Raw genomic sequence first — 25,579 nt, 5'->3', positions numbered from 1 at the left:
GCGTTCAAGCTGGAAGGCCTTTTATACCGATTTTGGATGTTCTTTGTATGCCGGACTCGCAATCTTGATCCCCAGCAAGAGCGCTTCGAGAGATCCAACGGACAGATTCGCGGCGCCGGGGGGACATCGCCCCTCCGGCGCGTGCAGAAAGGTATCCGCATGAGACCCAGAGGGGTGCTTACGGCCGGGTTCGCCCTGCTCTTCAGCCTCACGACCGGCCCGATCGCGACCGCGTGGGCCGCTCCCACCCCGTCTCCGTCCCCGACGTCCACCTCGAAGGAGGACGAGGGGGAGATGGGCAACCCGGCGAACCAGGTGGACGTCCCGCCGGTCTCCACCCTGGCGGCGCCGAGCTTCCAGCTCCCGTTCCCCTGTGGCCAGACGTGGACGGGCAACTCCAGCAACAGCAGCGCGCACAAGTCGTACGAGATCGACTTCAACCGGGGCAGCACCGCCGACGCGGACCGCGGTGACACCGTGGTCGCCGCCGCGGCCGGCACCGTGGTCATCTCGGCCCACCAGGGCTCCACCAACGGCTACGGCAACCTGGTCAAGATCGACCACGGCGGCGGCTGGACCACGTACTACGCGCACCTGACCGTCCGCTCGGTCTCCGCCGGCGCCCAGGTCACGCAGGGCCAGAAGATCGGCACGGTCGGCAACACCAGCAAGCCCGGCAACAACATCAGCCCCCACCTGCACTACGAGGTGCGCCAGGGCACGAGCTACCCGAGCAACATCCGCAAGGCCACCTTCAACGGCGCCACCTTCGGCTACCCGAACGCCAGCGTGACCTCGAAGAACAAGTGCGGCGGCGGTGGCGGCTCCACCAACCCGCACACCGCCGAGTCCGTGTGCGGCGCCGGCTACAAGGTCATCGACTCCGCGGCCCTCGGCTCCAGCGGCACGGTCTACCTGACCTTCAACTCCGGCAACGGCAACAACTGCGTCGCCACGATCAAGAAGGCCTCGCTCGGCAAGGCCACCGCCACCACCGCCTACCTGGAGGTCGAGGGCAAGACCCGGGCCACCGACACCGGCAACTTCGAGTACTACGCGGGCCCGGTACGCGCCGCGGCCGCCGGCAAGTGCGTGAAGTGGGGCGGCAAGGCCGGATCCAGCACGTACAACAGCCCGTCCGAGCACTGCGGGAGCTGAACCCCCTTGAACCTGCGCATGATCCTGACCGGCGCCGCCGTCCTCCCCCTGTCGCTGCTCGTGGGGCAGCCGGCCGGGGCGGCGTCCGCCGATCCGATGGCCGACGCGTTCGCCAAGGCGTCCTCGACGTACGAGGTGCCCCGTGACCTGCTGGTCTCGGTCGCCTACTCCGAGACCCACCTGGACGGCCACAAGGGCCAGCCCAGCGCCAGCGGCGGGTACGGCGTGATGCACCTGGTCACCGCCAAGACCCTCGACAAGGCCGCCACGCTGACCAAGAAGTCCGCTTCGGTGCTGAAGTCGGACGACGCGGCCAACATCGCGGGCGGCGCGGCCGTGCTGCGCGCCCTCGCCGACGAGCTCAAGCTGGACGCCGCCGCCCGCAAGGACGCGGGCAAGTGGTACCAGGCGATCGCCAAGTACGGCGGCGCCTCCTCGCCCTCGGTCGCCCGGCTGTACGCCGACACCGTGTACGAGCAGCTCGCCCAGGGCATCCGCGCCACGACCCCCGGCGGCGAGACCGTCACCGTGCCGGCGCGCGCCGTCACCCCGGACCGGGGCCCGTACGCCAAGGCCGCCGATCTGGACAATCCCAGCACCCTCGCGGCGAGCACCGACTACCCGGGGGCCGCGTGGGCTCCGGCGCACAGCAGCAACTACGCGGTCTCCAACCGGCCGACCAGCGACGCGATCGACCGCATCGTCATCCACGTGGCGCAGGGCACCTACGCCGGAACGATCGACTGGTTCCAGACCGGGCCCCGGCCGAACCCCACCTCGGCCCACTACGTCGTCCGCTCCTCCGACGGCGCCATCACCCAGACGGTCAGGGAGAAGGACCGGGCCTTCCACGCCGGCAACTGGAACCGTCGCTCGGTCGGCATCGAGCACGAGGGCTGGATCGACAACGCCACCTGGTTCACGGACACGATGTACCGCTCGTCGGCGGCGCTGACCCGCAACATCGCCGACCGGTACGGCATCCCCAAGGACCGCACCCACATCGTGGGCCACAGCGAGGTCCCGGGCGCCGACCACACCGACCCGGGCCGCTACTGGGACTGGACGAAGTACATGCAGTACGTCACCGGTGGCGGCGGCGGGGGCACCAACCCGCACACGCCGGAGTCGGTGTGCGGCACCGGCTACAAGGTGATCGACTCCAGCGCGCTGGGCACGGCGGGCACCGTCTTCCTGCTCTACAACGCGGACAACGGGAACAACTGCGTGGCCACGATCAAGAAGACCTCGCTGGGCCAGGCCACCGCCACCACGGCCTTCCTGGAGGTCGAGGGCAAGCCCCGGGTCACCGACACCGGGAACTTCGAGTACTACGCCGGACCCGTCCGGGCCGCCGCCGCCGACAAGTGCGTCAAGTGGGGCGGCAAGGCTGGGGCCAGCACGTACGAGAGCGGCTTCGAGCACTGCGGAAGCTGACCCTCTGAGCTGTGGCCGGATCGCGCGGGGCTCGCGATCCGGCCACATCCGTGTTCCCCCGGATGGGGGAGGGGCACGCCGGCCGACCGGCCCTCCCTCCCAGGGACCCCGCTTCCGACGGCGGGAGAGCCCCTCCCCCGAGAGCCCAAGGCGCCTCCTCCTCCCCCAAGAGACGGCACCCCGGCCGGTGGGGGAGGGGCGGTGCTGCGGTCGCGGCGTCGAGGCGCTCCCCCTCCCCGAAGGACCGCGACCCCGGTCGGTGGGGGAGGGGCTCTCCCGCCGTCAGGGGCTGGTGTCCTTTGGGAGATGTGACGGCGGTGGGTGGGAATGCCGGTCGTGGACCTGGTGAGCGTCACGGGGACGGTGGCGGGGGCAGCTGGGAGAGGGCGGCCTGGACGCCGGCCTGGAAGCGGGTGCGGGCGCCGAGCCGGGACATCAGCTCGGCGATCCGCCGCTCCGCCGTCCGGTGCCCGACCCCGAGCTGGCGGGCGATGGCCTCGTCGGTGAGCCCCGACAGCAGGAGCGCGACCAGCCGCGCGTCGTCCCGGGAGTCGCGGGGCGGCGGCGGGTTGCGCGTGGACGGCGCCAGCCCGAGCGGCAGCGCCCGCTGCCACAACCCCTCGAAGAGCGTGATCAGCGCCTCCAGCAGCCCCGACGGATGGATGACGAGCGCCGCCACCGCGTCCGCCGGCTCGTGCCTGAGCAGGAGCAGCGCCAGCCGGTCGTCCACCACGTACAGCTTCATCGGCAGCTCGGGCAGCACCCGCGCCTGCTGGCCCGCCCCGACCATCTCCTCGATCTGCCGCAGCGCGCCCTCGGCCGCCACGAAGTCCCGCTCGTAGATCATGCGGCTGGAGATCCCGCGCTCCAGCAGCTCCCGCTGCGCGGCCACGCTGCCCAGCGGGTCGAAGTACGGCCGCCTCGACAGGCACCGGAGCTGCTGCCTGGCGGCGCGCTGGATCTGGGCGTGCCGCTGTTCGACCGCCCGCCGCCCGGTGACCACCTCGACGACCACCGGCGGCGTACGCTCGCGGGCGCGCTCCTGGAAGATCTCCTCGAGCTCGCGGGCGCGTTCGCGGACCCGCAGCAGGTCGCGTTCGGCGGCGAGCAGGAGGACGTCGAGCGCCATCTCCGGGGCGACGGCGGCGTAGGCGGGCGGAGGCCCCGGGGACGAGCTGAGCAGGCCCTTGGCCTCCAGCGACGCGAGCAGCGGCTGCAGGTCGGCGCGCGGCCAGGCGGTGGCCAGCTCGGCGAGGGTGGCGGGGGAGCGGTCCAGCAGCACCTCGTACAGCGCCTCCTCATCGGGCCCGAGCCCGATCGCGCCCAGCGAGGTCATGCCGCGTCCCCACGCGGGTCGGGGCGCCGCGGCGTCATGACTCCTCCAGCCAGCCGCGCACGACCGCCTGGTAGCCCGCCTGGAAGCGGGTGCGCGCGTCCAGCCGGAGCATCATCGCGCGCACGTGGCGGCGTACCGTGCGATCGCTCCACCCGAGATGGGCGGCGATGGCCGCGTCGGTCAGCCCGGCGGTGAGCAGCGGCAGCAGGTCCCGCTGCGCGTCGGCGGGGCCGGTCGCCTCGGCCAGCCGCCCGTGCCTGACCTGCAGCGGCACGGCCCGCTCCCAGTACATCTCGAACAGCGCCGACAGCGCGTCCAGCAGCGTCGAGTCGTGCACCACCAGCGCCGACTCCACCGCGTGCTCATCGTGGCGGAGCGGCATGATCGCCATGGGGAGGTCGTTCAGCGCGAGCTTGACGGGCACGTCGCCGACCCTGGCCTGTTCGCCGGCCGCCACGTAGCGGGTGATGAGCGAGAGGGTGCCCGGCACCTCCATGGCCCGCCGGTCGTACAGCGCCCGGTACTCGACCCCCCGCTCCAGCAGCTCGAACTCCACCGCGTTGCCGCCCATGGGCGTCGCGTACGGCGGCGCGTCGAAGACGCTGATCCGCCGCCGCGCGCTCTCCTGGAGCCGCTGGAACCACCGCCCCACCGCGTCCTTGCCGATCACCACCTCGACCAGGTCCGCGGAGTCGCGGTCCGGCACCGAGCGGTGGAAGCGCGCGGCGAGCTGGGCGGCGCGGTGGCGGGCCGCGGCCAGCTCCCGGGTGCGCGCCCGGATCAGCGCGTCCAGCCCCATCTCGGGAGAGACCGCCACGTAGCGCGGCGGGTCCTCCGGGAGCCGGGTGATCAGCCCCAGCTGCTCCAGCGTGGCGGCCGTGGAGGCGGCGTGCCCCAGCTCGGCGAGCGTGGCGGGGGAGCGCTCCACCAGCGCCTCGTACAGTGCCTGCTCGGCGTACGAGAGCCCGATGATCTCCAGCACGATCACAGCATGTCCTATTTCCGTACATGGCGGGAAGAGGACTCACAATCGTCTTTCGCGGCTTTACTGCGATCTGTCATGGTTCCCGGGGACACGATGATCTCTGAGGAGACGCATGATCGGCCGGTCGCTTGTCGCGTTGGGGGTGCTGCTTTCCACCGGGATGGCCGCCCCGACCTTACCTCCCGCTCCCTCCGTGCCGCCGCCGCTCGTCGGCGCGGCGGGGGAGTCCGCGAAGAAGATCACATTGATCACCGGGGACGTGGTCACCTACAGCACCGCCCCGGACGGCAGCCCGCAGGCCCAGATCCAGCCGGCCCGGCGCCCGGACGGCGCGCCGGTGTTCTTCATGTCGGTACGCGAGCCCGCCGCGTACTACGTCTACCCCACGGACGCGATGGGCCTGGTGTCGGCGGGACGCCTGGACAGGGGCCTGTTCGACGTGGCCTACCTGGCGGCCAACGGCTACTCCGACGCGGAGAGCCCCACCCTGCCCCTGATCGTCCAGCACGGGACGCAGCGCGGCATCGCCGGGGCCCGCACCCTGGCCAGCATCGACGCCGCGGCCGTGAAGGTGGACAAGAAGGCCGCCGGGCAGTTCTGGTCCGGGGTCGGCACGGCCAGGGCCGCGTCCGAGAAGATCTGGCTCGACCGCAAGGTCCAGGTCTCGCTCGACCGCAGCGTCAAGCAGATCGGCGCGCCGGAGGCGTGGGCGGCCGGGCTCAAGGGCGCGGGCGTCAAGGTGGCCGTGCTCGACACCGGCATCGACGCCACCCACCCCGACCTCGCCGGCCGCATCGCCGCGGCCGAGAACTTCAGCTCGGAGAAGACCGCCCAGGACGGCCACGGCCACGGCACCCACGTCGCCTCCATCATCGCGGGCAACGGCGCCAAGTACCGGGGCGTCGCCCCCGAGGCGTCGCTGCTGGTCGGCAAGGTGCTCAACAACTACGGCAGCGGCCTCGAGTCCGACATCATCGCGGGCATGCAGTGGGCGGTCGCCCAGCAGGCCCGCGTGGTCAGCATGAGCCTCGGCGGCTGCTGCCCCGGCCCGGACAACCCGCTCGACCAGGCCCTGAACAAGCTGTCCGCCGATTCGGGCGCGCTGTTCGTGGTCGCCGCGGGCAACGACGGCCAGAGCCGCCAGATCGGCACGCCGGGCACCGCGGCCTCGGCGCTCACGGTCGCCGCCGTGGACCGCGAGGACAAGCTGGCGTTGTTCTCCAGCCAGGGCCCGACCGCGATCGACTACAGCCTCAAGCCCGACATCAGCGCCCCCGGCGTGGACATCGTCGCCGCCCGCGCCGCCGGCACGTCCATGGGCGAGCCCGCCGAGGACGGCTACACCACCGCGTCCGGCACCTCGATGGCCACCCCGCACGTCGCGGGCGCCGCCGCGCTGCTCGCCCAGCAGCACCCCGACTGGACGAACACCCAGCTCAAGGCCGCGCTCACCAGCTCCGCCCACGGCGACGGCCAGGACGCCTACGAGCAGGGCGCCGGCCGCGTGGACGTCGCCCGCGCCGTCAAGCAGCAGGTGCGCGGCTCCGGCGGCATCGACTTCGGCTTCCTGCCCTCGCCCCAGAACGGCCCGGTCACCAAGACCCTCACCTACACCAACGACGGCGACCAGCCGGTCACCCTCACGCTGAGCACGGGCGTCAAGGCGCACCGGGGCGGCGACCTGCCCGCGCGCACGCTCACCGTCGACCGCGACACGGTCACCGTGCCCGCGCACGGCACCGCGCCGGTCTCGGTCACGTTCGACCCCGCCGGCCCCGACACCTGGTACGAGGGCTCCGTCCGCGCCTCGGGCGACAACGGCCAGGTCCAGGTGAACACGGCCGTGGGCGCGTTCGTCGAGCCGAAGAAGGTCACCGTCCGGGCCCGGGTGGTGCTGCCCGACGGCGCGAGCGCTCCCACGGAGATCCCGTGGATGTTCATGCGCACCGACGAGCGCGACGACCTCCAGTACGCCTACACCCCCGCCTCGGGCGCCGAGACCGAGGCCCAGGTCTACCCCGGCACCTACACCGTGCTCACCGCGCTGGCCTGGCGCGGCACGGACGGCGAATGGGTCCAGTCGCTCCCGTCCGAACCGCAGATCGAGATCACCAAGGACACGACGGTCACGCTCGACCTGCGCAAGGCGCGCAAGGTGTCCGTACGGACGCCGCGCGAGTCGGAGGTCCGCCTCTCGAACTACGCCTACCGGCGCACCGCGGCCAACGGCGTCGGCTACATCGACGTGCAGTCCCTGTACCCGCAGTACGGGCTGGACAACTACGTGATGCTGCCCACCCGCAAGGTCACCCAGGGCACGTTCACCCTCAACGGCCGCTACCAGCTCGGCGCCCCCGCCATCACCATGACGGTGCCCGGCGGCCCCCGCATCACCCCCCGCTACCAGGACCTGGCGCCGCAGACGCCCAAGCTCGACGGCCGCAGCCGGCTCCCGCTGGCCTACGCCGGCAAGGGCGCCGACTTCGGCGGCCTGGACGTGCGCGGCAAGCTCGTCCTGCTCGACCTCGGGGACCTCTGCCCGGCCATGGCCTGCACGGGCAACGCCCTGGACCGGGTCAAGGCCGCCCAGCAGGCGGGAGCCGTCGGAGTCCTCGGGTACGGGGCCGTCAACCGGGCCTTCCTCGACCCGGCCGGCAGCTGGCCCGCGTACCCGATCCCGACCATGAGCCTGACCGCCGAGCAGGGGCGGGCCCTGGCCGCCCTGGCCGCGCGCCGGCCGGTGACCGTCACTGCGGAGGGCGTCGCGACCACGCCGTACCTGTACTCGCTGATGCTGCCCGAGCAGGGCCGCGTCCCCGCCGACCTCGCCTACTCGGTGAGGACGCGCGACCTGCAGCGCATCGAGGACCGCTTCCACGCCGACCGGCCCGGCGCGGTCGAGCTGAGCACGGCGGCGGCGATGGTGCGGCCGGCCAGGTTCGGCAACACGTGGTCCATGGAGCACACCGTGCGGGCGCAGACGACCTTCACGGAGTACGTGGGCCCGGTCTCGCCGGACGTCGTCTGGACCCGTACGAACACGATGAACTACGACGAGGGCGCCGACTTCTACAGCAGACGCGCGCTGTCGGCGACCGCGGTGGACATCTTCGCCGCCGCGGGCACGCGGACCGAGCCGTGGGGGATCCAGCCCCGCGTGCCGGGCAACGTCGTCGTCTCCGACGCGGTGCTGCGCTCCGGGACCGCCCAGTGCTTCCCCTGCCGGACGAAGGACACCTTCCTGGCGGCCCTGCCGGTCATGGGCCCGGTGCCGAACCACCAGGAGGCGTTCGCGTACAACGCCAACTTCCAGAGCGACAAGCACGGCGGCAAGGACGAGCTGCGCCTGTACCGCGACGGGCAGGAGGTCCCGCTCGTCGAGGCGACGGCCGTGATCGCCATCTTCGCGATCATCGTGCCGACCTTCACCCTCCCCGAGACGGAGGCCGCCTACCGGCTCACCGACAAGTTCCACAGCCCGAACCCGTCCCAGCTGTACGCCAAGGACGTCGAGACCGCCTGGACGTTCCGGTCGAAGCGGCCCACCGGCGGGATGCGGACCACGGACGACGGGCTCTGCCTGGCCTGGCTCACCACGGGCAAGCTGGCGCCGTGCGAGCCGGTCCGGCGGCTCAACCTCCGCTACGACGTGCCCCTCGACCTGGACAACCGCCTCAAGGCGGGCACGCCGCACCGGATCACCGTCACCGGCTACCACGGGTCCTACGGCACGCCGGACGCGAAGGTCAGGGACGTGAAGCTCTCGGTCACCTTCGACGACGGCGCCCACTGGACGCCGGTCCGCGTCTCGGCCTCCGGCCAGGCCACCGTCACGCCTCCGGCGCTGGCCGCCACCACGGGCGCCGTGGGCCTGCGGGCCCAGGCGACGGACGCCGAGGGCAACACCGTCGAGCAGACCGTGCGGCGGGCGTACGGCCTGAAGTGACCTCGCGACGGCCGTGCAAGCAACCCGCGTTGACTAAGTCGAAATTAGTCAACTAGGGTTGCTTGCGCGGCCGGGATCTCCGGACGCCACGCCGAGGCGTGCTCCCACGAGAGGCGAGATCCATGACGACGAGCGAAGTCGTGCTGGACGTCGAGGGCCTGCGGATGCGCTACGGCCCCGCCGACGTCCTGCACGACGTCACCTTCCGGGCACGACGGGGCGAGGTGGTGTGCCTGCTCGGCCCGAACGGCGCGGGCAAGACCACCACGATCGAGATCCTCGAAGGCTTCCGGATGCGGTCGGCCGGCCGGGTCGAGGTGCTCGGCACCGATCCGGCGCGCGCCGGCGAGGACTGGCGGGCGCGGGTCGGGGTCGTCCTGCAGTCCTGGCGCGACCACGGCAAATGGCGGGTACGCGAGCTGCTCCAGCACCTCGGCCGCTACTACGCCGCGTACGCCACCGAGACCGTCGCCCGGCCGTGGCGGGCCGACCGGCTCATCGCGGCGGTCGGCCTGACCGAGCAGGCGGAGCACAAGATCAGGACGCTCTCGGGCGGCCAGCGGCGCAGGTTCGACGTGGCCGTCGGCCTCGTGGGCCGCCCCGAGCTGGTCTTCCTCGACGAGCCCACCGCCGGGCTCGACCCGGTGGCCCGGCGCGCCTTCCACGAGCTGGTCCTGCAACTCGCCGCGGAGGGCGACACCACGATCCTGCTCACCACCCACGACCTGGCCGAGGCCGAGAAGCTCGCCGACCGCATCATGGTGCTCGACGGGGGCCGCATCGTCGCGGACGGCACGGCCGCGCAGCTCGCCCGGCAGATCGCCGGCGAGGACGAGGTGCGCTGGACCCGCGACGGGCAGCGCTTCGCCCGGTCGGCCGCCGAGTCGACCCGGCTGGTGTTCGACCTGTTCAAGCAGTACGGCGAGGAGATCGAAGACCTCGAGGTGCGCCGCGCCTCGCTGGAGGACACCTACCTGTCCCTCGTCCGGCAGGCGGAGGAGGGGACCCGATGAGCCCGACCGCGACGGCCTGGCGGGCCGGCTGGTCCCGCGGCCTGATCGAGCTGCGGCAGTCGTTCACGAACGCCGCAGACCTGTTCGGCCACTTCCTCTGGCCCGTGCTGATGCTGATCACCACGTACTTCCTGCGGAACGTGTCCTTCGGGCAGAGCGGCCTCTCGCTCGGCGCCCTGGCCCTGCCGAGCATCCTCGGCATGAACGCCGGGATGTCCATGGTGAGCATGAGCCAGCACCTCACCGCCGACCGCGAGGACGGCACCCTGCTGCGCGCCAAGGCCACGCCGCACGGGATGACCGGCTACCTGCTCGGAAAGATCATCCTCGTCGCCGGCGGCCTGGTCGCCGACCTCGCGATCTTCCTGGTCCCCGGCATGTTCCTGGTGCCCGGCCTGGCGTTCGGCGACGCGGGCGCCTGGCTGACCGTGCTCTGGGTGCTCTTGCTGGGGCTGGCCGCGACCCTGCCGCTGGGGGCGGTGCTGGGCTCGGTGTTCGTCAACGCCCGCAGCCAGGGGCTGATCCAGCTCCCCGTCCTGGGCCTGATCGCGATCTCCGGCATCTTCTACCCGATCACCGCGCTGCCGGAGTGGGTGCAGTGGATCGCCCAGGCGTTCCCGGTCTACTGGCTCGGGCTCGGCATGCGCTCGGCCCTGCTCCCGGACGCCGCGGCCGCCGTCGAGATCGGCGGGTCCTGGCGGCCCGTGGAGACGGCCGGGGTACTGGTGGCCTGGGCCGTGCTCGGGCTGGTCGCGGCGCCGTTCGTGCTGCGCAGGATGGCCCGTGGGGAGTCCGGCTCCAGCGTCGCGGCCCGCAGAGAGAAGGCCCTGCAACGGATCTGACGCCCCTTGAGACCCGCGGGCCCGCTCCCGGCCGCACGAAGGCCCGGCCTCGGAAAGCCCGGCCTCGGGAAGACCCGGCGGGAAGGACCGGCCGCGCAAAGGACTGGCGGCGGAAAGGCCCGGCGGGGAGTGGGGGTGGCGGGGGGCGCGGGTGGCGGAACCCCGGCGCTCGGCAGGATGGCGCACTAAGCTCGGTGCCTGTGCCGCGAAGGGTGATGATCTGTCTGGCGTTGGCCCTCCTGCTCGCCGGATGCGGCGGCGTCCGCCCCGCGCCCGGCCCCGCCGGTCAGTCGCCGTCGGCGTCGGTGTCCACTCCGACTCCGACACCGACCACCACCTCGACCACGACCCCGACCCCCGCGCGGCGTTCGGCCAAGGCCGCCGGGCGGCCCGACGACGTCAACGGCGACGGCCGCGCCGACCTGCTCCTCTACGTCGAGCTGCCCGGCCCGGACCTGCGCTTCCTCGCGGTCGTCTACGGCTCGCCCAGGGGGTTGCGCACCGGCAGGCCGGCGATCGTCTCGTCGCGGACGTTCTTCGCCTGGCAGATCGACCCGGGCATCCGGGCCGACCTCGACGGGGACGGCTTCGGCGACATCCTGGGCTACGGGCGGGCGGGTGACCGCGACGAGCAGATGGGCCCGCACATCTTCTGGGGCGGCCCGGACGGCATCGACCCGGGAACGCTCCCGACCCGGGTGCCGCCGCCCGCGACGAGCGGCATGGCGACGTTCCGCTCCGTCGCCGGCGACTTCGACGGGGACGGAGCCGCCGACGTGGCCATGTCCACCCTCACCGACCGGGGCGTCGCCGACCTCGTCGTGATGTACGGCCCGTTCAGCCGCGCGGGCGTCCCCAGCCGCCAGACCGTCCAGCCCTCGCCCACAGGCGACGAATTCTGGCGGATGACCGTCGACGAGATCGACGGGCGGCACGCTACGGGGCTGGTCGTGTTCGAGGGCGACGACGGCGAGCAGACCTCCGGATGGCTGCTGAACGGCGGTCCGGACGGCCTGGCGAAGGCGGGGCGCAGGCTGGGCAAGGGCATGGCGGCCACGTTCGGTGACTTCGACGGCGACGGAGCCAGGGACCTGGCGGTCGGCGACGACGGCAGCCGCAACGACGAGCCCGGCACCGAGACCGAGGCGCCCGAGGTGGACAAGACGCTGACCGTCTACTACGGCGACGGCCGCACCCGGACGTTCAAGGGCGAGAAGGGCTCGGCCGTCGCCGGCGACTTCAACGGCGACGGCCGGGACGACCTCGCCTTCGGCGGAGCGCGCGGCGGGCGTGAGCCGGTCCGGATGTTCTGGGGCGGCCCCGGCGGCCTGCGGGCCGGTGCCGGCATCAGCGGCCTGGCCCGCGGCGAGCCGCTGGCGGCGGGCGACTACGACGGCGACGGGGACGACGAACTCGTGCTCGCCTCCGGCGACGACCTCCTCAACGTCATGGTGACGGACGGCAAAAGCGTCCTGACCCGCTTCGACCTGCCACCCCGCTGAACCACCCGGCATCGAGCGACGCTCCAGGACCCACCGCCGACCAGGTGCCGGAGCCTCGGGGCGAGTAGCGGCTCTTCGGCTCCGCGAAGGCCCGGCGGACGCTCGGCTTCGCGCCCCGCCCGCGGTTCGCGAAGGCTCAGGAACGCGCGCCCGGCGCGTACGCGCCGCTCCTCCACCGTGCCAGCGTGTGGTCGAGGTGGAAGTCGAAGAGGCCGACCAGGTCCACGGCGGGATCGAGCAGCCACTGGATCTCCAGGCCGTCCATGGTGGCGCAGAGGGCGCGTACCTCGGCCTCGGCCTGCGCGTCGGTCAACGGCGGGATCTCTCCGGTCTCCGCCGTCGCGAGCAGGCGTTTGACCAGCATGCTCACGATGCCCGTGTAGCGGTCCTGGATGAAGGCCCGCGCCGGGTGCTTCTCGTTGGACGCCTCGCCCGTGAGGTGGATGAACAGCTCGAGCAGGCCCCGGTGGCTGATGTGGTACGTCATGAGGTCGCGCAGGCCGTCGAAGGCCGCCAGCCCGTCGCGCCCTTCGAGCCGGAGCGCGGCGGTCTCCCGCGCCCACCATTCGAGCACCGCGGCGAGCAGCTCCTCCTTGTCCTGGAAATGGCGGAGCAGGGCCGCCGGTGAGACGCCCACGTCCGCGGCGATCTGCCGCATGGACGCCCCGTTGTAGCCGCGCTCGCCGAAGGCCTTGGCGGCGGCGCTGACGATCTGCTCGCGGCGCTTGATGCCGCTCCGGTACGGGCCGCGCGGGGTCCCGCCGACGTTCGCCACGCTCTGAGCCTCCCACGGAAAATCTCCGGATCCACCTCTTGCGTCAAAAGCTATCAGGCGTTTACGTTTTGAGTCCCAAAGGTTAACACTCGATCACATTTCCCCACGGGCCGCGATGACGGATGCTCGTGCCCCTGGAAGGACCACCGGATGATCGGCATCAACCGGCTACCCTGGCTGCTCGGGCCGTCCGGCCTCACGCTGGACGTCCCCACCGTCCCCACCTTGCGCACCGCCTTCGCGAGATCGCCGAGGCGGGCTTCACCGCCGTCCAGGCCGACGTGCCCGAGGGCACGTCGGCGGCCGCCTACCTCGCCCTCCTCGACGAGTACGGGCTCGCCCCCGCGCCCGGGGCCGCGTACGACCCGGGCAGGCTCGCCACCGTCATCGAGAACCTCGCCCGGACCTGCGAGGTCATCACCGGCGAGGGGCTGCGCCCGTGCCCGCACCCCCACGTCGGCACCTGGATCGAGACCGAGGAGGAGACCCGCGCGGTCCTGGACGCCATCGCCCCGCAACTGCTCTCCTTCGGACCCGACACCGGCCACCTGCATCAGCAAATCCGTCGCCGACAGCACGTTCCTCATGTTCCTGCTGCCGGGCGTCTTCGCGTTCGTCGCGCTCGGGCTGCTGATCGCGTTCCTGCCCGACCGTCCCGCCGACCGCTTCACCGGGAACGCGTTCAAGCTGACGTTCGGCTTCCACGTCATCACCGACCGCCTCGGCTACAGCCCCACCCAGGCCGTGTCCCTGGTCTTCACCGCCACGCTCGTCTTCACCTGCGGCTCGCTGGTCACGGCCACGATCGGCGGCTGGCTGTCCGACCGGCTGGGGCGCAGGAAGATCTTCGTGCTGGTGGCGTCCCTGATCCTGGGCATGGGGACCGGGGCGTACATGGCCGTCGACATCGCGCTGGTCGTACGGGTCCTGCACCAACCCCGACAACGCGGCCAAGGACCTGGCCGTCTTCCAGATCGCCAACCCGCTGCCCCAGTCGCCGGCCCCGCTGATCGCCCCGCCCTTCCTCACCATCGGCGGCGGCGACGACAACTACCCGGCCGCCTTCACGGCCGCCCTGGTGTTCGCCGTGCTCGGCGCCCTGACGGTGATGCCCATCAGAAAGGTCCACTGACCTCAGCGCTGGGTAGGGGGCACCACGTGAAGCACTTCACTCTTGGGCTGGTGGTGCACCCCGACCGGCCGGTGCTGGACTCCGTACGGCTGATCGTCCGGCACGCGCGGCGCATCGGGGCCGCCGTCGTCGCCCGGCCGTGCGACGCCGGGCAGGTGGGGCCGGAGGTCGAGATCGTCACGCCCGAGGAGTTCGTCGAACGGGTGGACGGCGTGATCAGCCTGGGCGGCGACGGCACCATGCTGGGCGCGATGCGTATGGTGGTCGGCCGCCAGGTGCCGGTGCTCGGCGTCAACCACGGGCACCTGGGCTTCCTCATCGAGGTGACCCCGTCGGAGCTGGAGCCGGCCCTCGACCGCCTGGCCGAGGGCCACTACACCCTCGAACCGCACAGCTGCCTGGAGGCCGACGACCACACCGCGTTCAACGACATCGTGGTCACCGCCGCCGAGCCGCTGGCCAGCCTGACCCTCGACCTCGAGGTCAACGGCCTGCGCCACGGCTACTACCGCGGGGACGCGGTGATCGTCTGCACCGCGACCGGCTCGACGGCCTACAACCACGCGGCCGGCGGCCCCATCATCTCCCCGTCCACCGAGGCCGTCGCCCTGACCCCGGTGGCCCCGATGTCCGGCATCAGCCGCTCGGTCATCCTCGGCAAGGACGACCACATCCTGCTGCGCAACCCGTCGGACGACATGACGCTGCTCTTCTCCGTGGACGGCACCCCCGCCAGGCCGCTGCGGCCCGGAGCCGAGCTGCCGGTGCGGCTGCGCACGGACGCGGTGGACGTCGTACGGTTCGACGCCGACATGCACGCCCAGCGCAAGCGGGTCAAGCTCAGCCTGCTCGACCTGCCGCTCAGGCCGGACCAGCTCGTCGAGCTGATCCCGCAACCCCTGCGCGAGCAGGCCGAGCGGCTGCGCCAGACGATGACCCGCTAGACCGCCTAGACCCCGCTAGACCCGGGCGCCGGCCTTCCGCCACGCCTTCAGCAGCCGGCGCGACGAGCCGCCGATCGGGCCGACGGCCTCGTACAGCACCTCCCGCGACACCGGCTCGGCCCGCGTCACGGCGGCCACGGCCTCGTCGGCGGAGGCGATCGTGTGGGAGCAGACGCTCAGCAGGTAGCCGGGGATGTTCAGGGCCGGGTCCGTGCAGCCGACCAGCGGGACGCCCACGGCCGCGACCACCGGGAAGACCGTGCCCGGGATGCCGATGGCGGCCTCGGCCCGGGCCGACGCCTGGACCGACGGCACGGAGCTGATCTCGTACTTCTCCCAGAGCGAGCGGTCCTCGCGGGGGTGCAGCCCCACGAGGATGTGCTTCCCGGCCGCCGCCAGCCGCTCGGCCGCGGCCAGCAGCAGCTCGGTGCCGGGGGCCGAGCCGCCCGTGCCGCTGGACTTGGTCACGCTGGTGAGCACCAGGACGGTCCCGGGCTCGGGCGCGTGCCTGGGCAGGTCGTCGGTCTGCGGGCTGCCGACGACCGTGATCGGGCGGCGCGTGCCCAGGTAGTCGTCGAACACCTTCGCCTCGGCCGGCGAGGACGCGGTGACCGCCCTCAGCCGGTCGCGGAACTCCTTGGCGCGCGGCGCCTCGACCGGCAGCTGGTACGCCAGCGAGCTCGCGACCAGCGGCAGCCTCCGGAACCGGGCCGCGCACTCCGCCGGCCAGTCCCCGGCGCCCGTCACGACGAGCAGGTCGGCGTCCGGAGCGCGGTCCGGCGTCGCGACCGGCACCGGGTCGCCCGGCTTGATCCCCGTCAGGTCGGGCACCAGCTGCGTGATCTCCCACCCGCGCCGCCGCGCCTCCGGGAGCAGCGGGGCCACGTGGTAGGTGCCCCACGGCTCGTTCGTGGCGATCAGGACCCGGGGCGCCCTGCCGAGCGTGGCCGCCTGGGCGGCGGTGCCGCCCAGGACGGCGAGGCCCGCTCCGGAGAGCGCGCCGGCAAGCAGGGAACGACGGGTGAGCAGGGAAGATCTGTCATCAACTTTCACGTGACCGGAATCTAGGGGGTGCTCCTGAACATCCGCTGACACCCAGAGGAACGGTCAGCCCTTCTCGGAGCCCTCGTTCGCGCCGCGCACGAAGTACCGCTGGAAGATCACGAACACCACCGCCACCGGAATGGTCGCCATCAGCGCGGCCCCCAGCTTGAGCGGATACTGCGTGCCCTTGCCCAGCGACCCGCTCACCAGGTCGGCCAGCCCCCGCGGCAGCGTGAACAGCTCGGGGTTCTGCACCGCCACCAGCGTGTGCGCGAACTCGTTCCAGGAGCCCTGGAAGGAGATGATGGTGAGCGTGAGCAGCGCGGGCCGGGCCATCGGCAGCACGATCGACCAGTACGTACGGAAGACGCCCGCCCCGTCCACCTTCGCCGCCTCCTCGACGCTGACCGGCAGCGACTCGAAGAACTGCTTCATGATGAACACCCCGGCCGCGTCCGCGATCACCGGCAGGATCAGCGCGGTGTAGCTGTCGTACATGCCGAACTGGTTCAGCACCAGGAACTTCGGGATGAACAGCACCACGCCCGGCACCGCCAGCATCGCGATGATCGTCGAGAAGATCGCCCGCCGCCCCGGGAAGCGCAGCCGCGCCAGCGCGTACCCGGCCATGGAGTCGAGCAGCACGCGCCCGACCGTGATGACCACGGTCACCAGCAACGAGTTGCCCAGCCACAGCGGCAGGTCGGTGCTGAGGAACACCTTCTCGTAGCCGCCCATCGTCACCGGGTCGGGGATGGGCGACAGGGGATGCGCCGCCGCGTCCGACTCGGTCTTGAAGGAGGCGGCGATCTGGATGACGAACGGGTAGAGGAAGACGAGCGCGAAGAAGATCAGGATGAAGTAGCCGGTGAAGGTGGAGGCCAGCGACCGCGCGTTGTCCCTACGCATGACGCCTCTCTCTCATCACCCAGCGCTGGACCAGGGTCAGCACCACGATGATGGCGAACAGCACGAACGAGATCGCGGTGCCCGAGCCGTACTCGAAACTCCGGAAGGCCGTCTGGTACGACAGGAACGCCGGCGTGAGCGTGGTCTTGGCGGGATTGCCCTGACTCATCACGTACACCTGGTCGAAGACCTGCCACGTCGAGATCAGCCCCAGCGTGAGCACCAGGAACATGGTCGGTTTGAGCATCGGCAGCGTCACGTTCCTGAAGACCTGGCGGCGGCCCGCCCCGTCGAGCATGGCCGCCTCCTCCAGCGACACCGGGATGTCCTGCAGCGCCGCCAGGAACATGAGCATGAACGTCCCCGACGTGGTCCAGACGACCAGCGCGATGATGGTCGTCATCGCCACGCTGGGCCCGGACAGCCACTCCCACCACGACAGCCCGAACGGCCCGCCGGAGGTCAGCGCCTCCGGCGGAGCCGCCGGATCGACCACGCCGACGGCCCCGAGCAGCAGGTGCAGCACCCCGCGAGAGTCGGCGAACCACTGGGGCCCGTCGACGCCGAACAGGCCCAGCAGGGCGTTGACCGCGCCGGAGTTGGCGAAGACGAACAGGAACACCACGCTGATCGCCACCGAGCTGGTCACCGAGGGGAAGAAGAACGCGGCGCGGAAGAACGTCCGGCCCTTCAGCAGCCGGCTGTTGACGACCAGGGCCAGGCCGAGCGCCAGCGCGGTCTGCAACGGGACCACGATGGCCACGTAGTAGACGTTGTTGCGGACGCTCGTCATGAAGTCCTGCCTGGCCAGCCCGTCCTCGGTGAACAGGCGGCTGTAGTTGTCCACGCCGACGAACGGCACGCTGCCCCGGAACGGGCTGCCCTGCCCGTTCCAGTCGGTCAGGCTCACCCACAGCGCCATGAGGATCGGCGCCAGCATGAACAGGCCCAGGATCACCACGACGGGGGCCACGAAGAGCCAGCCCGCCAGGTTCTCGCGTGTCTTGCTGATGGTCATGACGTGCCGAGCGCGGCCTGGATGTTCTTCTGCGTCCGCTGCAGCAGCGTCTTGGGCGCGGTGGTGGCCAGCTGCTGCAGCCCGGTGTCGAAGTCGGCCAGGACGCTGTCCATCTTGGGGGCGTTCACGGGGCCCTGGGCGTAGTCGGCGCCGTTGACGAAGGGGCCGTCGTCGGGGAACTCGGCGGTGTAGGCGGCCTTGGCGGACTGGCGCGAGGGCATGACGCCGAACGCCTTGGCGAAGGTCATCTGCTGGTCGGCCTTGGTCATCGCCTCGACGAACGAGATGGCCTGCTCCTTGTGCTTGCTCTTGGAGGAGATGCCCCAGCAGTTCGTGAACGACAGCGTGCCCTTGCCCTTGGGGCCGGCCGGCAGCTCGTGGACCGAGTACTTGACGTCGGGGAAGTCCGCCTTGAGCGCGCCCTTGATCCAGTTGCCCTCGATGGTCATGGCGGCCTTGCCCTTGCCGAACGCCTCGCCGCCCCAGCCGGCGTCGAGCTGGTCGGGGTAGCGGGCCAGCTTGGCCGACACCAGCGAGCGCACGTAGTCGAGCGCCGCGAGGTTCTGCGGGCTGTCGGCGGTGGCCTGCTTGCCGTCGGGGCTGGTCAGCCACCCGCCGGCCTGCACCATGAACGCGCCGACGCGGTCGCGGGTCGGGCCGATCGCCAGCGGGGTGACGCCCTTGGCCTTGAGCTTCTCTCCGACCGAGGTGAGCTGCTCCCACGTGGTGGGCACGTCGGCGTCGCCGAGCCCGGCCTTGGACCACAGGTCCTTGTTGACGATCAGGGCGAGGGTGGAGAAGTCCTTGGGCGCGCAGTAGAGCTTGCCGTCACGCGTGAACGCCGTGCGCAGGGAGGGGTAGAAGTCGTCGGGCTGGCTGATCTTGTCGCCGTACGGCTCCAGGGCGCCCACGCTGGCGTAGTCGGCGAAGCGGGAGGCGTCCACGTAGAACACGTCCGGGGGGTTGTCACCGGCGAAGGCCTGGCCGAGCTGCTGGGCGAGATCCTGCGCGGGCGTCACCGTCGCGGCCGCGCCCGCCGAGGAGGCCCAGGTCTGGGCGGCCTGCTTGACGGCGGCGGTCTCGGCCTCGCCGGAGGAGCCGATGAGGATCTGCAGGTTGACCTGGCCGCCGCTCTGCTGGGGGGCCTGGCTCGGCTTGTCGTCGAAGCCGCTGCCGCAGGCCGACAGAACGAGCGTGGCGCAGGCGAGGCCGCTGATCGCGGCGGCGCGGCGGGTGCGTGGGGTCATCGGAGTGGTTCCTGTTCTCGCGTTACGGGGGGGTGGGGGTCAGGCGGACTGACGGATGGTCAAAGTGGGGGCCAGCAGCACGTGCGCCGACGGCGGCCCGGCGTCGGGGCTCTCCAGGGCGCGGGCGAGCAGCTCGACGCAGGCCGCGGCGGCCTCGCCGAGCGGCTGGTGGACGCTGCTGAGGCCGACGGCCCTGGCGGCGGGCGTGTCGTCGAAGCCGATCACGGCGACGGGCCGGGCGGGCTCGCGGGCCTGCAGCGCGCCGAGGGCGAGGGAGTCGCTCGCGCACACCAGGGCGGTCACGCCGGGGTCGGCCGCGAGCAGGTCGCGGGCCGCGCTCTCACCGGCGGCGATGCCGTCCTCGACCGCTCGCTGCAACCCGCCCAGCTCCTGGCCCCGGTCCTGGTCACGGAGCGTTCGCGCCCAGCCCTCGCGGCGGTCGTCGCCCACGCCCGAGCCGGGCGGCCAGCCGATGAAGCCGATGCGCCGGTGACCGGCGGCCAGCAGGTGGCGGGTGGCCGCCTCGGTGCCCGCGGCGCCGTCCACGTCCACCCACGGATGCCGCGCGTCGGGCAGGTCGCTCCAGGGCCGGCCGAACGCCACGAACGGCAGCCCGCGCTCCAGCAGCCAGGACGCGCGCAGGTCGTCGTGGTGGGTGCCGGTCAGCACGAACGCGTCCGGCTTGTACGCGCCGAGCAGGTCCTCGTACGTCGCGATCTCCGAGGGGTCGTCCGCGGCGGTGTAGAGCAGGATCCGGTAGCCCTCCTGCGCGGCCGTCTCCGACAGGCTGTGCAGGAAGCGGTCGGCCCACGAGCCGCTGATCCCGTCGCCGTCGGGCTCGATGCCGATGGCGATCAGGCGGGAGCGGCCGGTGCGCATCTGGATGGCGGCCTGGTTGGCCCGGTAGCCGAGCCGCTCGATCACCTCGAGGACGTGCTTGCGGGTCTCCTCTCGGACCACTTCCGGGCTGTTGAGCGTGTTCGACACCGTCTGGCGCGACACGCCTGCTGCCTTCGCCACGTCGGTGATCGTCACCTTTTCCGCCATAAATCGCCTTTCGAGGGGGTTGAACGTTCAAAGTCCGTTGAGGCATGATTTGATCGTTCAAAGTTAGCGGAGTGTTTCGCAATCTGCACCCCCGGCGTCCGTCTGTCAAGACCCGGGTGATCATTTATCTGAACCTCAGGGGGAAACGTAGTGCTTCAGCCGCTGCTGCACGATCTGGTCAGCACCGTCATGGCGCCGGCCAGCGCGCTGAGCGACGCCGACGGCCAGATCCGTCAGGCCGGCGTGCAGGGGCTCTTCTGCGCGGACCGCCGGGTGCTCTCCCAGGCCCGGCTCCTCGTGGACGGGCGCGAGCCGGAGTCCATCGGGTACGCGCCCGGGGCCGCCGGCCAGGCCCGGTTCGTGTCCCTGGCCCGCTGGCTCGGCGACCGCACGATCGACCCCACGGTCCGGATCGAGCGCTCGCGGGAGCTGTCGCCGTTCGGCATGGGCGAGCAGGTGGAGATCGTCTCCACCGCGGCGTCGCCGGTCACGGCCACCGTCACCGTCGAGCTGGCGTGCGACTTCGCCGCCGTCGAGGCGGTCAAGTCGGGGCGCTCCGGCACCCCCGTACCGGCGGGCGCGGCCGGGGACGGGCGCCTGACCTGGCACGCCGACACCACCCAGGTCACCGTCACCGGCCACGGCGCCCACGCGACGGCGGGCGACGGGGCGTGCCTGCGCTGGGAGGTGAGCCTGCCGCCCCGCGGCCGGGCCACCCTGCGCTGGGAGCTCGCCGTCGAGGACTCCGCCGTGGTCGTCGTGCCTCCCGCCGCGACCCTCGAATGGAGCCAGCCGCACGTCACCGCCGACGACCGGCGCGTCTCCAGGCTGCTGGACCAGTCCCTGGAAGACCTGCGCTCGCTGCGGCTGGCCGAGCCCGCCGAGCCCGGCGACACGTTCCTCGCGGCCGGGGCGCCCTGGTTCCTGACCCTCTTCGGCAGGGACAGCATCTGGGCGGCGCGCATGCTGCTCCCGCTCGGCACCCGGCTGGCCGCGGGCACCCTGCGCGTCCTGGCCCGCCGCCAGGGCCGCCGCCTCGACCCGGACTCCGGCGAGGCCCCGGGCAAGATCATGCACGAGCTGCGCCGGGACGCCTTCGACCTGAACGACAAGGGCGGACGGCTGCCCGCCGCCTACTACGGCACCATCGACGCCACCCCGCTCTGGATCAGCCTGCTGCACGACGCGTGGCGCTGGGGCCTGCCGGACTCGGAGGTGCGGGCGCTGCTGCCGAACCTCCAGGCCGCGCTGGGCTGGCTCGCCGACCACGCCGACCCCGACGGGGACGGCTTCCTCGAGTACATCGACTCCAGCGGCCGCGGCCTGGCCAACCAGGGCTGGAAGGACTCGGGCGACTCGGTCCGCTTCCACGACGGCCGCCAGGCCGAGCCGCCGATCGCGCTGGCGGAGGTGCAGGGCTACGCCCACCAGGCCGCCCTGCACGGAGCCGCCCTCCTGGACGCCTTCGACCTCCCGGGGGCCGATCGGTGGCGCGACTACGCCGGAGCGCTGGCCGAGCGCTTCCGCGCCGCCTTCTGGGTCGACGGCCCCCAGGGCCCCTTCCCGGCGCTCGCCCTCGACCGCGACAAGCGCCCCGTGAACTCCCTGACCAGCAACATCGGCCACCTGCTCGGCACCGGCCTGCTCTCGCGCGAGGAGTCGGCCCGGGTCGCCGGCCTGCTGGCCTCGCCCGGCATGGCGGAGGGGTTCGGGCTGCGGACGATGTCGTCGGAGGAGGGCGGGTTCAGCCCGCTGTCGTACCACTGCGGGTCCGTCTGGCCGCACGACACGGCCATCGTCATCGCCGGCCTGGCCAGGGAGGGCTTCGACGAGCAGGCCACCACCCTGGCCGAGGGGCTGCTGGCGGCGGCCGAGTCGTTCGGCTACCGGCTGCCGGAGCTGTTCGCGGGCGACGCCCGCGAACAGATGGGCCGCCCGGTGGCCTACCCGGCCTCCTGCCGCCCCCAGGCGTGGTCGGCCGCCGCCGCGGTCGTCATCGCCCACGCGGCGACCGGGCTCTACCCCGACGTGCCGGCGGGCCGGGTGGAGCTGCGCCCGCTGTCCGGCGCGCCCCTGGGCGCGCTGACGGCCGGGCTGCGCGTGGCGGACGCCGAGGTCGAGGTACGGGTCGGCCACGACGGCACCGCCACGGTCAAGGGCCTGCCCCCGGGCGTCCGCCTGGAGGAGGCCGTCACCCCTTCGTCGCCCCGCCCGTGAGGCCCTTGACGAACTGCTTCTGCAGCAGCAGGTAGAAGACCAGGATCGGCAGCGTGGCCAGGAACATCAGCGCGAACATGCCGCCGAAGTCCGCCGCGTACTGGCCGAGCGACTTGTACACGCCCGTCATGATCGTCGTGCCCTCGCGGGGGCCGTAGATGATCAGCGGGTTGAGGAAGTCGTTCCAGATCCACACCCCGAGGAAGATCAGCACGCTCGCGGTGGCCGGCCGCAGGAGGGGGAAGACGACGCGCCAGAACGTCTGCCAGCGCGTCGCCCCGTCGATCGCGGCCGCCTCCTCCAGCTCGCGCGGGATGCCCTTCATGAACCCGGAGAAGACGAACACCCCGAACGGCACGTAGTAGCCGACGTTGAACAGGATGAGCCCCTGGAGCGTGGACATCAGCCCGAGCGACTTCAGCACCTGCGTGACCGGGATGAGGATGACCTGCGGCGGGATCATCAGCCCGCACAGCAGCAGCACCATGACCGCGCGCGACCACCACTGGGTGTGCCGCGCCAGGTAGTGGCCCAGCATGGCCGACAGCAGCGTCAGGATGACGATCGACAGCGACGTCACCACGACGCTGGTGCGCAGCGACGGCCAGAAGAGGCTGCCGGGGTCGGTCAGCACGCGGGTGAGGTTGTCCAGGGTGGGCGGGTCGGGCAGCGACATGGTGTCGCGGGCGACCTGGCCGCTCGCCTTGAAGACGTTGATCAGCGCGATGTAGAGAGGGACGAAGAAGACCGCGCCGATGACCAGCGCCACCAGCGGACGCACCCACGGCAGCCGCGAACCGCTCATAGCTGGACCTCCCTGCGCTGCAGGATCCGCAGCGTCACCACCGACAGGGCGGCGATGACGACGAGCATGACGACCGCCTCGGCGGAGGCGTAACCGGTGCGGTTCTCCACGAACCCCTCCTGCAGGACGACGAACGCCACGCTGGCCGTCGTGCCCGTGCCCGGGCCGCCGTTCGTGATGACCTTCACGTGGTCGAAGATCTTGAACGCCGAGATCAGCAGCACGACGGTGTTGATGGTCAGCGCGGGCGCCAGCAGCGGCCAGGTCACCTTCCAGAAGCGGCGCAGCGGCCCCGCCCCGTCGATCGCGGCCGCCTCGGCCAGCTCCTGCGGCACGCCCTGCAGCCCGGCCAGGTAGACGACCACGCAGAAACCGAGCATCTGCCAGCAGACGATGGACGACAGCGAGTACAGCGCGATGTCCGGGTCGGACAGCCAGCCCGGCGGCTCGGCCACGCCGAGGGCCCGCAGCCCCTGGTTGATCGGCCCGTCGTCGGCGAGCACGCGCGTCCAGATCACGCTGATGACCACGGAGCTGATCACCATCGGCGTGAAGAAGACGCTGCGCAGCGCGTTGTAGAGCCAGCCGCGCCGGTCGAGGACGACGGCGACGGCCACGCCGAGCACGTTCGGGACGATGACCACGATCAGCGTCAGGATCGTGGTGACCCGCAGCGAGCTCAGGAACGTCTCGTCCCGGAAGAGCAGCTCGTAGTTGCGCAGGCCCACGAACCGCGTGTTCGGCCTGAGCAGCGCCTGGTTGGTGAGGCTGTAGCCGACGCTCATCGCGATCGGCAGCAGCACCAGGCACGTGTAGACGAGCGTGCCCGGGGCCGCGAACGTCAGGAAGTGCCACAGGCCCGGCCACGCCGGCCGCCTGCTCCCCGGGCGGGTGAGCGTGCCGGGCCTGCGATGGGTGGTGCTGACGGCCATCAGCCGCTCTTCTCCCATTCGGTGTCGAGGAAGGCCAGCGCCTGGTCCGTCGTCTTCTTGCCGCTGACCAGGTCCTGCGCGGTCGACCAGAACTTGCCCTGCATGCCGGGCAGCATCGCCGCGTCGCCCGCCTCCCAGCTGAACGCCGGGACGGTCGCGTTCTGCTGCAGGGCCTGCTGCCACAGGTCGTACACGGCCTTGAAGACCGGGCCGGTGGTGGAGGGCGGCGTGTAGCCCTTGACGGCGGGGAAGAGCGCGTCGGCCTTGACCGAGGCGTCCAGGTTCTCCTTGGTGAGCTGGAAGGCCAGCGCGAACTTCTTGGCCGCGGCCAGGTTCTTGGCCGTGGCGCTGACGGACAGGCCGCCGCCGGTGAACGCCGGAAGGTGCAGGCTCCCGTCGTCGCCCGGCCAGGCGAACACGCCGATGTCGTCCCTCATGGCCGACTGGTCGGCGGCGGCGGCGAACCAGCTCCCCATCGGGTACATCGCGCCCTTGCCGGCCAGGAACGCCTCCTGCGTCTTCGGGTAGTCCTGGCCGATCTGCCGCTTGTCGAGGTAGCCCTTGGCGGCCAGGTCGGCGAACTTCTGCGTGGCCGCCTTCATGGCCGGGTCACCGGCGAAGGTGACCTGGCCGGCGCGCCGCTTGGCGATCCAGTCGGGCGTCCTGGCGTACAGGTCGGTGGCCAGGATGGCGGTCCACGGCTGGGAGGTGACGAACGCCCCGCCGCTCACGAACGGCGTGATCCCGGCGGCCTGGAGCTTGCCGGCGTCGGCGAGCAGCTCGGCGTACGTCTTCGGCGGCGCCTCGATCCCGGCCTTCTTGAACAGCTTCTTGCTGTAGTAGACGTTCGGGATCGTCTGGGTGTTGGCCGGCAGCTGCAGCACCTTGCCGTTGACCGCCCCGCAGGTCGGGCAGATGAAGTCTTTCAGCTCCTGCTCGGTCCAGGTCGCCAGGTTCGGCTCCAGCGCGATCAGGTCCTGCATGCCGATCTGCACGTCCGGCAGCTGGCCCGAGGCGGCGAGCTGCTTGGCGTAGTCGTTGCGCTCCGACTCCGACGGCGCGGCGACGAGCTCCACGTCGAGGTCGGGGTTGGCCTTCGTCACCAGCGCGACCTGGGCCTTCCAGTACGACTCCGGCAGGTTGGGCGATGGGAAGACGAGGAAGGTGACCTTCTGCTTGCCCCCGGTCGAGGGGGCGGCAGATGTGCTCGGCGTGCCGCTCGAACAGGCGCTCAGCGCCAACGTGACGGCCAGCGCGAGCGCGCCGGCCGCGGACAGCTTGTTCATGGTG

The 25,579-nt window shown here is 71.9% G+C and carries 20 protein-coding genes; 8 read left to right on the top strand and 12 right to left on the bottom strand.

Going from position 1 to position 25,579, the window contains the following annotated elements; translation table 11 throughout:
- Nucleotides 1-159: 159 nt before the first annotated feature.
- Together H4W80_RS07350 and H4W80_RS07345 are read left to right on the top strand one after the other, a co-directional pair.
- Nucleotides 160-1,158 (top strand): M23 family metallopeptidase, encoded by a 999-nt coding sequence (locus tag H4W80_RS07350; protein WP_225963306.1) that lies wholly within the window; start codon nt 160-162, stop codon nt 1,156-1,158.
- 6 nt (nt 1,159-1,164) lie between these two features.
- The gene (locus H4W80_RS07345; protein WP_225963305.1) at nt 1,165-2,595 is read left to right on the top strand and encodes a peptidoglycan recognition protein family protein; all 1,431 of its coding nucleotides are present in this window, start codon (nt 1,165-1,167) and stop codon (nt 2,593-2,595) included.
- Nucleotides 2,596-2,947: 352 nt separating this feature from the next.
- Here the strand turns inward: H4W80_RS07345 and H4W80_RS07340 are convergent, their stop codons facing one another.
- Together H4W80_RS07340 and H4W80_RS07335 are read right to left on the bottom strand one after the other, a co-directional pair.
- Nucleotides 2,948-3,931, bottom strand: coding sequence for a helix-turn-helix domain-containing protein (locus H4W80_RS07340; protein ID WP_192784365.1), 984 nt, complete (start codon nt 3,929-3,931; stop codon nt 2,948-2,950).
- A 34-nt stretch (nt 3,932-3,965) separates the two neighbouring features.
- Complete coding sequence (locus H4W80_RS07335) at nt 3,966-4,913, bottom strand: LuxR C-terminal-related transcriptional regulator (protein ID WP_192784364.1); 948 nt, start codon at nt 4,911-4,913, stop codon at nt 3,966-3,968.
- A gap of 115 nt (nt 4,914-5,028) precedes the next feature.
- Here H4W80_RS07335 and H4W80_RS07330 point away from each other — a divergent pair, with 115 nt between their 5' ends.
- The 4 genes from H4W80_RS07330 to H4W80_RS63435 all read left to right on the top strand — a co-directional run bounded on the left by H4W80_RS07330 (nt 5,029) and on the right by H4W80_RS63435 (nt 12,219).
- Nucleotides 5,029-8,862, top strand: coding sequence for a S8 family serine peptidase (locus H4W80_RS07330; protein ID WP_192784363.1), 3,834 nt, complete (start codon nt 5,029-5,031; stop codon nt 8,860-8,862).
- A 122-nt stretch (nt 8,863-8,984) separates the two neighbouring features.
- Entirely contained in the window at nt 8,985-9,875 is an 891-nt protein-coding gene (locus H4W80_RS07325; RefSeq protein ID WP_192784362.1) for an ABC transporter ATP-binding protein, read from the top strand.
- Nucleotides 9,872-10,717 (top strand): ABC transporter permease, encoded by an 846-nt coding sequence (locus H4W80_RS07320; protein ID WP_192784361.1) that lies wholly within the window; start codon nt 9,872-9,874, stop codon nt 10,715-10,717. Before H4W80_RS07325 ends, H4W80_RS07320 begins: the two co-directional genes overlap by 4 nt.
- A gap of 200 nt (nt 10,718-10,917) precedes the next feature.
- Complete coding sequence (locus H4W80_RS63435) at nt 10,918-12,219, top strand: FG-GAP repeat domain-containing protein (protein ID WP_192784360.1); 1,302 nt, start codon at nt 10,918-10,920, stop codon at nt 12,217-12,219.
- Between the two features lie 136 nt (nt 12,220-12,355).
- Here the strand turns inward: H4W80_RS63435 and H4W80_RS07310 are convergent, their stop codons facing one another.
- Nucleotides 12,356-12,994, bottom strand: coding sequence for a TetR/AcrR family transcriptional regulator (locus H4W80_RS07310; RefSeq protein WP_192784359.1), 639 nt, complete (start codon nt 12,992-12,994; stop codon nt 12,356-12,358).
- A gap of 307 nt (nt 12,995-13,301) precedes the next feature.
- Nucleotides 13,302-13,535, bottom strand: coding sequence for a hypothetical protein (locus H4W80_RS07305; protein ID WP_192784358.1), 234 nt, complete (start codon nt 13,533-13,535; stop codon nt 13,302-13,304).
- A gap of 44 nt (nt 13,536-13,579) precedes the next feature.
- Between H4W80_RS07305 and H4W80_RS07300 the strand changes: the two genes are divergently transcribed.
- Nucleotides 13,580-15,070: an NAD(+)/NADH kinase gene (locus tag H4W80_RS07300; RefSeq protein ID WP_225963304.1), complete on the top strand. Its 1,491-nt coding sequence runs from the start codon at nt 13,580-13,582 to the stop codon at nt 15,068-15,070.
- 15 nt (nt 15,071-15,085) lie between these two features.
- On the opposite strand, the gene H4W80_RS07295 is transcribed toward H4W80_RS07300, so the two are convergent.
- From H4W80_RS07295 to H4W80_RS07275, 5 genes are read right to left on the bottom strand one after another with little or no spacing between them, the layout of a single operon-like run.
- Entirely contained in the window at nt 15,086-16,123 is a 1,038-nt protein-coding gene (locus H4W80_RS07295; protein WP_225963303.1) for a hypothetical protein, read from the bottom strand.
- Nucleotides 16,124-16,177: 54 nt separating this feature from the next.
- Nucleotides 16,178-17,023: a carbohydrate ABC transporter permease gene (locus tag H4W80_RS07290; protein ID WP_192784357.1), complete on the bottom strand. Its 846-nt coding sequence runs from the start codon at nt 17,021-17,023 to the stop codon at nt 16,178-16,180.
- Nucleotides 17,016-18,041 carry a carbohydrate ABC transporter permease gene (locus H4W80_RS07285; protein ID WP_192784356.1) on the bottom strand — a complete coding sequence of 342 codons (1,026 nt, stop codon included), beginning with the start codon at nt 18,039-18,041 and terminating at the stop codon, nt 17,016-17,018. The genes H4W80_RS07290 and H4W80_RS07285 overlap by 8 nt, the downstream gene beginning before the upstream one ends.
- Nucleotides 18,038-19,288: a sugar ABC transporter substrate-binding protein gene (locus H4W80_RS07280; RefSeq protein WP_192784355.1), complete on the bottom strand. Its 1,251-nt coding sequence runs from the start codon at nt 19,286-19,288 to the stop codon at nt 18,038-18,040. Before H4W80_RS07280 ends, H4W80_RS07285 begins: the two co-directional genes overlap by 4 nt.
- Nucleotides 19,289-19,327: 39 nt before the next feature.
- Complete coding sequence (locus tag H4W80_RS07275; protein ID WP_318786743.1) at nt 19,328-20,323, bottom strand: LacI family DNA-binding transcriptional regulator; 996 nt, start codon at nt 20,321-20,323, stop codon at nt 19,328-19,330.
- Between the two features lie 162 nt (nt 20,324-20,485).
- Here H4W80_RS07275 and H4W80_RS07270 point away from each other — a divergent pair, with 162 nt between their 5' ends.
- Nucleotides 20,486-22,552, top strand: a complete 2,067-nt coding sequence (locus tag H4W80_RS07270) for an amylo-alpha-1,6-glucosidase (RefSeq protein WP_318786742.1) — start codon at nt 20,486-20,488, stop codon at nt 22,550-22,552.
- Here H4W80_RS07270 and H4W80_RS07265 read toward each other — a convergent pair.
- From H4W80_RS07265 to H4W80_RS07255, 3 genes are read right to left on the bottom strand one after another with little or no spacing between them, the layout of a single operon-like run.
- Nucleotides 22,527-23,357, bottom strand: coding sequence for a carbohydrate ABC transporter permease (locus H4W80_RS07265; RefSeq protein ID WP_192784353.1), 831 nt, complete (start codon nt 23,355-23,357; stop codon nt 22,527-22,529). The two genes, H4W80_RS07270 and H4W80_RS07265, sit on opposite strands and share 26 nt — an antisense overlap.
- Entirely contained in the window at nt 23,354-24,289 is a 936-nt protein-coding gene (locus H4W80_RS07260; protein ID WP_192784352.1) for a carbohydrate ABC transporter permease, read from the bottom strand. Before H4W80_RS07260 ends, H4W80_RS07265 begins: the two co-directional genes overlap by 4 nt.
- The gene (locus H4W80_RS07255) at nt 24,289-25,575 is read right to left on the bottom strand and encodes an ABC transporter substrate-binding protein (RefSeq protein ID WP_192784351.1); all 1,287 of its coding nucleotides are present in this window, start codon (nt 25,573-25,575) and stop codon (nt 24,289-24,291) included. The genes H4W80_RS07260 and H4W80_RS07255 overlap by 1 nt, the downstream gene beginning before the upstream one ends.
- Nucleotides 25,576-25,579: the final 4 nt, after the last annotated feature.

The sequence above is a fragment of the Nonomuraea angiospora genome (assembly GCF_014873145.1).
GTDB lineage: Bacteria > Actinomycetota > Actinomycetes > Streptosporangiales > Streptosporangiaceae > Nonomuraea > Nonomuraea angiospora.
This window is presented reverse-complemented; position numbering and strand designations above follow the sequence as displayed.